The following is a 6,794-nucleotide window of genomic DNA, read 5'->3' as shown; positions in this document are numbered from 1 at the left end:
AAAAAGCGTCAGAGTGCGCCTTTGGCTAGTATAGGACGATTGTTGGCACGGTACGGACCAATAATCGTCCGTAATCAATGGACTTGCTTCGCGGCGTTAGACACAAGCCTATTCGGTTTTTCCACGATTACTGTGTAATATTCGGAGAACTAAAAGAGGCTGGTGAGAAAATAAGTTTTCTCCCAGCCTCTTTTTAAGCTGATTGGGCTAGCTGGATTCGAACCAGCGCATGACGGTACCAAAAACCGTTGCCTTACCGCTTGGCTATAGCCCAATAAAGTGACCCGTGCGGGATTTGAACCCACGATACCAGCGTGAAAGGCTGGTGTCTTAACCACTTGACTAACGGGTCATTCAACAGCATTAACTATTCTAATAAACTTCATCCTAAAAAGCAAGAACTTTTTACAATTTTATCTGCCGTCGAATCAGGTTGCCGTAAGAGTGGTGGCCACTTTCAATCACCTTTGCCCGGTTTTCGGCCTTGATCCAGTAGTCAAGCTCCTTAGCCGCTGCCAGTGACCGGTATGTTTCCGGATAGTCTTTTTGGTAGGCACGCCGCTTGGCCGCCAGCGCTTCCTCGTAGGCCCGTTGGCAGTCCGCCACCGTCTTGGCCCGGGCTAGTGCTGCTCGATAGTCATCCACTGGGGTCACCCTCCTTTTACGTATAGGATTATCTATATAATCCTAATCCTTGAGAAACTCAGTCACCGTGCTGAGAATTTCATCCAGCTTGGCGCCCTCCAGCATGTGGTCCTCACCCTCCATTAGGTAAAGCTTGCTCTCGGGCAAAATGACGTTGTACTTGCGTGCAGCCTCGGGTGAAACGATCTTGTCAGCAAGGCCATGAATGATCAGGGCCGGGCCAGCAAAGTGTTGGGCCGTCTCGTAAATTGGCAATAGCTGGGCGGTCCGGAAGTATTGACCACTAACGTCCTGGTCGTGTACCTGGACCTTCAACGGAATGTGGTTGGGGTCGTACTTGGTCCCCTGGCACTCACCCACCAGGGCATCATCCTTCAGGGTCGCAGCCGGCGCCATCAGAACGAGCTTGTTAATCACGTCGCGGTAGTAGGCCGAAAGCATTGAGGCCACGACCCCACCTTGGGAATGGCCCACCAGGTCAATCGTTTTGGCCCCCATCTTTGTCCGCGCAAAGTCGATGATTGCCATCCCGTCCAGCAATTCACCCAGCACCGTCATGTTGGCAAAGTCGCCATCACTCTCACCACAACCAGCAAAGTCCATTCGCAAAGTTGCTAGGCCGGCCTTGTTCAGGGCGTGGGACAGGTCATAGAGAATTTTGCCAGCTTCATAGCCACGATTCCCTTGGAACCCGTGCATGAGGATCACGACATGGTCATTCTTCAGGCTGCTTGTCCCCTCCAAGACCCCACGGAGGGTAAGCCCGGAGCGTTTGATTTCAACTTTCATTTCTTCTTCCCCTTCTAGTGTTCGTTTGCTTGACTGTAGTAAAAGGTGCCCTTGATTCCCTGGTCATGGTTGCCAAAGTGGTTACCAAAGATTGTGCATCCCCCGGCATTCTTGGCCTTTTCCTTGACCTCAACCCGCAGCGTCCAGAAACTCTTATGTGAATCAATGTCGTTAATCACGGTATCGGCAGCGTGGTGGCCGTCAATGAAGGAACCGTGCTTAGAAATCCGGAATGACTTTAGGATTCCCGTACTGGTTCATATCGTTGTAAACCCACTTTGGCGTGTACTTGCCCCGCACGTCGGAAAAGTCACCCGGGCTGGTCCAGGTGCCAATCTCGTGCCCATCAAGACTGACGGTGATGTCAGACGGCCACTTATTATTGGAGAACGGGAACTCGGAACTCAGCTCCGCCGACAACTCGATCATTTCCAAATTCTGTTCGGGGGTCAGGTAGTTAGGAATATTGTATTCGATATAACCCTTGGCAAACCACACCATCCCCGCCTGGTAACGCTGTGGGTCCACAAAGTAGCGGGGGTTGTCCACCTTACCAATGAAGCCTTTCTGCCCCGCCAGTCCGCACGACGGCTTAACATCAAAGTTGCTAAACTGACCCACCGGGATCTCAACGTGGTAGTTCTCGTACGGAACATACAGCTGTTGTGGAAAGTTAATGTCGATTGTATCAATCTGCAGGCTTGAAATTCGCTGGTTTCCCTTCTTTTCCGTCCGAATAATGTGGGCGGCTTCCAGCTTATTCAAGTGCATGATGATGATCGTACTGCTTAAGCCCAGCGCCCTAGAAAGCTGGGCAACGTTCATCTTGCTCTTGGACAGTAAGTTGATAATCGCAATCCGGACCTTACTGTCTAAGGCCGTAAAGACCGGGAGCGACTTCTCCGAAACGTCAATATCCATATTTAATTCCCCCCTTTATCAACGTCCACTATCACATTAATGTTAATACAAATATTAACATCGAGCCACCGCTTTGTGAATTATTATGCTTAAATCGGTTTGACAAAAAATAAGCCCGCGGGCATCGCTGCTCGCAGGCTTATCCAATCATTTATTTAGCTTCAATATAACCCTTAGCCTTCAGTAATTCGGCTAATTCAATTGCTCCACCAGCGGCACCACGGGCGGTGTTGTGGGACAGGCCGACAAACTTCCAGTCGAAGAGCTTGTCCTCCCGCAGACGGCCAATGGAAATCCCCATACCGTGCTCGAAGTTAACGTCGTAACGGACTTGCGGCCGGAAATCATCATCCAGGTATTGGATGAACTGCTTAGGGGCACTTGGCAACCCCAGCTTTTGTGGTTCACCACTGTAGTCCTCCAGGGCCTTGATTAATTCTTCCTTGCTTGGATTCTGTTTAAAGTTAACGAAGGCCGCCACGGTGTGCCCGTACAGTACTGGCACCCGCAAACACTGACTGGTGATCACTGGTGATTGGGCCGGCACGATGGCCTTCTTCTCGTCGTCGACATGGCCCCAGATCTTCAATGGCTCGTCTTCGGACTTCTTTTCTTCACCAGGGATATACGGGATAACGTTCCCCTGGATTTCTGGTGCCCCTTCCAGGGTCTTTCCAGCACCGGAGATGGCCTGGTAGGTACATGCCAGCGCCTGGGTCGGCTCAAACTTCATCCAGGCTGCCAGGGCCGGCGTGTAGCTTTGGATTGAACAGTTGGGCTTAACCGCCACGAACCCGTGCTTAGTCCCCAGGCGTTCACGCTGGTACTTGATGACTTCGATGTGGTCCGGGTTGATTTCAGGAACTACCATTGGAACATCCGGCGTCCACCGGTGGGCACTGTTGTTGGAAACAACTGGTGTCTCGTGCTTAGCGTACTCGTCTTCCAGCTGGCGAATGGCGTCCTTGTCCATGTGAACCGCGGAGAAAACAAAGTCAACCTGGCCGGCAACCTTATCAACGTCCTCCGCATCAAGGATGGTCAAGTCCTTGACGTTTTCCGGAATTGGGGTCGTGCCCATCTTCCAGCGGTCCTTAACGGCTTCACCATATTTCTTACCAGCACTGTGCTTGCTAGCGGCCACGGCCGTCACTTCAAACCAGGGGTGGTTAGCGAGTAATGTAATGAAGCGTTGGCCAACCATCCCGGTCGCACCAATCACACCGACTTTTAACTTTGCACTCATTCCAGATGCCTCCATACTTTTATCATTATTTTTTAATTATCTTCTAATATACACTTATTATTTAAAAGTTTCCATGGTTTAACAATAAAAGTGGCGACAAGATTGCAATTTAGTACCAGGCCGGCTTATCACCAGCGGTGTGCGGCTTGTTAACACCGAGGTCCTGACGGGCATACTTAGCAGGGTGGGCAATTACCTCTTCTACCAGGTTACCAATTGATTTTCTGGAAACCTCGGTTCCCTTAAAAGGTTCGCCCCGCTTGGTGGTTTCGTAATCGACCTCGTCCTTATCAGTCAACCAGGCCGGCCGGATGATGGTGTAATCCAGGTCGGATGCTGAGACCACGTCAGCGGCTTTGCGGTAAGTCCCCAGGTAGCTGTCTTCTTTGCCCCCACCGAGCATTTCGTTATTCCATTCACCGAACTTGCCGGGGACCTCATCGTAGATCCCAATTGAAGAGATCCACACCAGCTGTTTGACCCCGTTTTGGTCCATCGCCTTAACGATGTTTTGGGCCTGCTGCTCAATCTGGGGGTTCCGCAGGTTGGCGTACACAACGTCCGCCTTAGCTACCGCTGCGTTGAGCTCCGCCGTCTTCAAGGTATCACCCTTGATAACCGTCTCCCGAGCCTTATCAACGTTGGCCAGGTTTTGGGGATGACGGGTAAATAGCAAGAGGTGGTCGTCAGTCTTCTTTAAAAGGGCCGTAATTGCATGCCCCGCAATTTTACCGGTTGCACCAAGGATCAAAACTTGTTTCGTCATTATTATCGTCCTCCTCTTTCTTCGTTCACTTACTAGTATAGCGAGACTATAGCTTATTAAAAGTAAGCACTTTAGGGTAAGATAGTTACCCACGGGTAAGATATTGTTGGGCGCTGGGCACTCACACAATTTACGTTTTTTGCCCTATAATAAGTAAAAGGAGGCGCACTTATGAAAATTGTAATTGCTGACTACCCTGAGTCAATGATGAAAAGCCACCAGCTGGAAAAAAAGGTCCTGCAAGCGGGCCTTTCCGGCTGCCAAGTCGTGGTCTTCCCCTACCACGATGACCATCGGGCAGCTTTTCTAGAGGAAATCCACGATGCCGATGCGCTCCTCACCGCCTTCATCAAGGTTGATGAAGAGGTACTGCGGGCGGCACCACAGCTCAAAGAGGTTTCCATCAACGCCACCGGCTACGATAACGTTGACCTAGCTGCGGCCCGGCAGCACGGGGTTGCCGTCTGCCCCGTCGGTGAGTACTGTACGGAGGACGTTGCTGAATTCACCATCACCACTATGCTTGCCCTGGTACGTAACCTTAAGGCCTACCTAAACGCCGTCGACCACCAGCACGAGTGGCGTTACGATTACGCCCAGCCTAACTGCCGGCTTAGTAACATGACGCTGGGGATCTTCGGTCTCGGCAAGATTGGGCGGGCCGTGGCTACGAAAGCCGCCGCGCTGGGGATGACGGTTATCGCCAACGACCCCTTCATCAGCAAGGCAAACTACGCCAAGGTTGCCGACCGGGTAAGGCTGACTAGCGTCAATGATATCCTCGCTACTGCGGACGTCATCACCAACCACATGAACCTCAACGACAGTAACCACCACTTCTTTACCGCCGACCGCTTCCAGAAGATGGCCAAGCACCCCTACTTTTTGAACATGGCCCGGGGTGCCGAGGTCAACGAGGATGACCTGGTCCAGGCACTGGATAAGCGGCAAATCAAGGGTGCAGCCCTGGATGTTCTGGCAACCGAGTTCCCCGACCTCGCCCATAACCCGTTGGTCGACCGGGAAAACGTCCTGGTCACGCCGCACACCGCCTTTTACAGCACTGACTCGGTGACCGCCCTGCAAAGGATTTCGTGTCAAAATATCGTCGACTACCTAACCGGCCACCCGGAAAAGGTCTTCAAACTCGTGGTTAACCCCCAGGAAGGAGGAGAACAATGACTGCTCCCAAGATGTTTAATACCGGCGCTGAATACGCTCTTTCCATCATCGGTGGCAAGTGGAAACCCGTTATTTTATACCTGCTGGCGGGGCACCCCCGCCGGACGAGTGAACTTGTGAAACAGCTGGGTGCTTCTTACAAGGTGCTCAGCGACCAGTTGCGGGAGCTGGTGGATGCGGGCATTGTTAGCCGCAAGAGCTTCAACACGATGCCACCTCATGTTGAATACCGGCTGACCAGTGAGGGAGAAAACCTCTACGCCGCCCTGCGCTACCTGAACTACTGGGGTGAGCAGCGTGCAGCAACCAACCCTGATGTTAAAATCATGTGCACCGAAAGGATGAAGGAGCTGGGTAACGACGGCCTCTGCGTTATTACCAAGCAACACCTCCACCACTGGAAGCAAGAAATTGTTAAACAAAAGTGATGTTTCATGTGAAACTTATTTGAGTGGGCAGTAAATGTTTCTCAAAACAAAAGCACTTCTCAATACCCCAATTGGGATACTGAGAAGTGCTTTTTCTTTCCTAGGTTTCCGGTCGGATGCCGAAAATCAGGGAGACGATTAGTACCAGGATCACCGCACCGATGATTGACGGGACAACTGCCATCCCCGCAACCTGGGGACCCCAGCTACCAAGGACTGCTTCCCCCAGTGAGGAGCCAACCAGTCCAGCGATGATGTTACTGATGACCCCCATGGAGCCACCGCGTTTGGTGATCGCCCCGGCAATTAAACCAATCACGCCACCAACAATTAATACCCATAGCCAATGCATTACGTCCCCTCCTTATTATTCTTTGTCCCTTAGTTCGTCCTTAACGTCTTGGGCCTTGTCTTTGGCCTTACCAAATGTTTTTTGGATCTTGCCTTCCGTTTGTTCGCGCTTGTCATTAGTTAGTTTTCCCTTGACTTCCTTGAACTTGCCGACAACTTGATCCTTTAATCCGTGTTTATCGCTAACCATCGTAATCAACCTTTCGCTGTTGCCTATTGCGACACGACAATTCGGGCCTTTCTCCCGGTGACTAGTGACATTTGCTGATTTTAGTGTACCAAGACTCCCGCCCCACAACAATCCTTTTGCAGTGACCTTACGCTTTAGTTAACCTTCTTAGCGAATCTTAAGATTTTGGCAATCGAGTAGGAGGTAATTGATTAGTTCAATTACCGACCTCTCACACCATCGTACGTACGGTTCCGTATACGGCGGTTCGACAACTTAATCACTTTGAATTGACTG

8 protein-coding genes, 2 tRNA genes and 1 pseudogene are annotated in these 6,794 nt (G+C 51.3%); 2 read left to right on the top strand and 9 right to left on the bottom strand.

Going from position 1 to position 6,794, the window contains the following annotated elements; translation table 11 throughout:
* Window positions 1-202: 202 nt before the first annotated feature.
* From FD32_RS06010 to FD32_RS05975, 7 genes and pseudogenes are all read right to left on the bottom strand, one after another.
* A tRNA-Gln gene (locus FD32_RS06010) sits at window positions 203-274 on the bottom strand.
* Window positions 275-280: 6 nt separating this feature from the next.
* Window positions 281-352, bottom strand: a tRNA-Glu gene (locus tag FD32_RS06005).
* 53 nt (window positions 353-405) lie between these two features.
* Window positions 406-645 (bottom strand): hypothetical protein, encoded by a 240-nt coding sequence (locus tag FD32_RS06000; RefSeq protein ID WP_047769159.1) that lies wholly within the window; start codon window positions 643-645, stop codon window positions 406-408.
* 42 nt (window positions 646-687) lie between these two features.
* Window positions 688-1,434, bottom strand: a complete 747-nt coding sequence (locus FD32_RS05995) for an alpha/beta hydrolase (RefSeq protein WP_047769162.1) — start codon at window positions 1,432-1,434, stop codon at window positions 688-690.
* 14 nt (window positions 1,435-1,448) lie between these two features.
* Window positions 1,449-2,355: pseudogene (locus tag FD32_RS05985) on the bottom strand (ArsR/SmtB family transcription factor).
* A gap of 151 nt (window positions 2,356-2,506) precedes the next feature.
* Entirely contained in the window at window positions 2,507-3,601 is a 1,095-nt protein-coding gene (gene asd, locus FD32_RS05980; protein ID WP_047769166.1) for an aspartate-semialdehyde dehydrogenase, read from the bottom strand.
* A 109-nt stretch (window positions 3,602-3,710) separates the two neighbouring features.
* Window positions 3,711-4,367, bottom strand: a complete 657-nt coding sequence (locus FD32_RS05975) for an SDR family oxidoreductase (protein ID WP_047769167.1) — start codon at window positions 4,365-4,367, stop codon at window positions 3,711-3,713.
* 171 nt (window positions 4,368-4,538) lie between these two features.
* Between FD32_RS05975 and FD32_RS05970 the strand changes: the two genes are divergently transcribed.
* Window positions 4,539-5,549, top strand: a complete 1,011-nt coding sequence (locus FD32_RS05970) for an NAD(P)-dependent oxidoreductase (RefSeq protein WP_047769168.1) — start codon at window positions 4,539-4,541, stop codon at window positions 5,547-5,549.
* Window positions 5,546-5,977 (top strand): winged helix-turn-helix transcriptional regulator, encoded by a 432-nt coding sequence (locus FD32_RS05965; RefSeq protein WP_056962138.1) that lies wholly within the window; start codon window positions 5,546-5,548, stop codon window positions 5,975-5,977. Before FD32_RS05970 ends, FD32_RS05965 begins: the two co-directional genes overlap by 4 nt.
* 100 nt (window positions 5,978-6,077) lie before the next feature.
* Here FD32_RS05965 and FD32_RS05960 read toward each other — a convergent pair whose 3' ends face one another.
* Together FD32_RS05960 and FD32_RS09850 are read right to left on the bottom strand one after the other, a co-directional pair.
* Complete coding sequence (locus FD32_RS05960; protein ID WP_047769170.1) at window positions 6,078-6,329, bottom strand: GlsB/YeaQ/YmgE family stress response membrane protein; 252 nt, start codon at window positions 6,327-6,329, stop codon at window positions 6,078-6,080.
* Between the two features lie 15 nt (window positions 6,330-6,344).
* Window positions 6,345-6,518: a CsbD family protein gene (locus tag FD32_RS09850; RefSeq protein ID WP_082126067.1), complete on the bottom strand. Its 174-nt coding sequence runs from the start codon at window positions 6,516-6,518 to the stop codon at window positions 6,345-6,347.
* Window positions 6,519-6,794 lie beyond the last annotated feature (276 nt).

The sequence above is a fragment of the Limosilactobacillus panis DSM 6035 genome, from assembly GCF_001435935.1.
Taxonomy (GTDB): domain Bacteria; phylum Bacillota; class Bacilli; order Lactobacillales; family Lactobacillaceae; genus Limosilactobacillus; species Limosilactobacillus panis.
This window is presented reverse-complemented; position numbering and strand designations above follow the sequence as displayed.

Coding starts and splice junctions, on each gene's coding strand:
- FD32_RS05965 (WP_056962138.1), top strand. CDS start 5,546: ATGACTGCTCCCAAGATGTTTAATACCGGCGCTGAATACGCTCTTTCC.
- FD32_RS05960 (WP_047769170.1), bottom strand. CDS start 6,329: ATGCATTGGCTATGGGTATTAATTGTTGGTGGCGTGATTGGTTTAATT.
- FD32_RS05975 (WP_047769167.1), bottom strand. CDS start 4,367: ATGACGAAACAAGTTTTGATCCTTGGTGCAACCGGTAAAATTGCGGGG.
- FD32_RS05970 (WP_047769168.1), top strand. CDS start 4,539: ATGAAAATTGTAATTGCTGACTACCCTGAGTCAATGATGAAAAGCCAC.
- FD32_RS09850 (WP_082126067.1), bottom strand. CDS start 6,518: ATGGTTAGCGATAAACACGGATTAAAGGATCAAGTTGTCGGCAAGTTC.
- FD32_RS05995 (WP_047769162.1), bottom strand. CDS start 1,434: ATGAAAGTTGAAATCAAACGCTCCGGGCTTACCCTCCGTGGGGTCTTG.
- asd (WP_047769166.1), bottom strand. CDS start 3,601: ATGAGTGCAAAGTTAAAAGTCGGTGTGATTGGTGCGACCGGGATGGTT.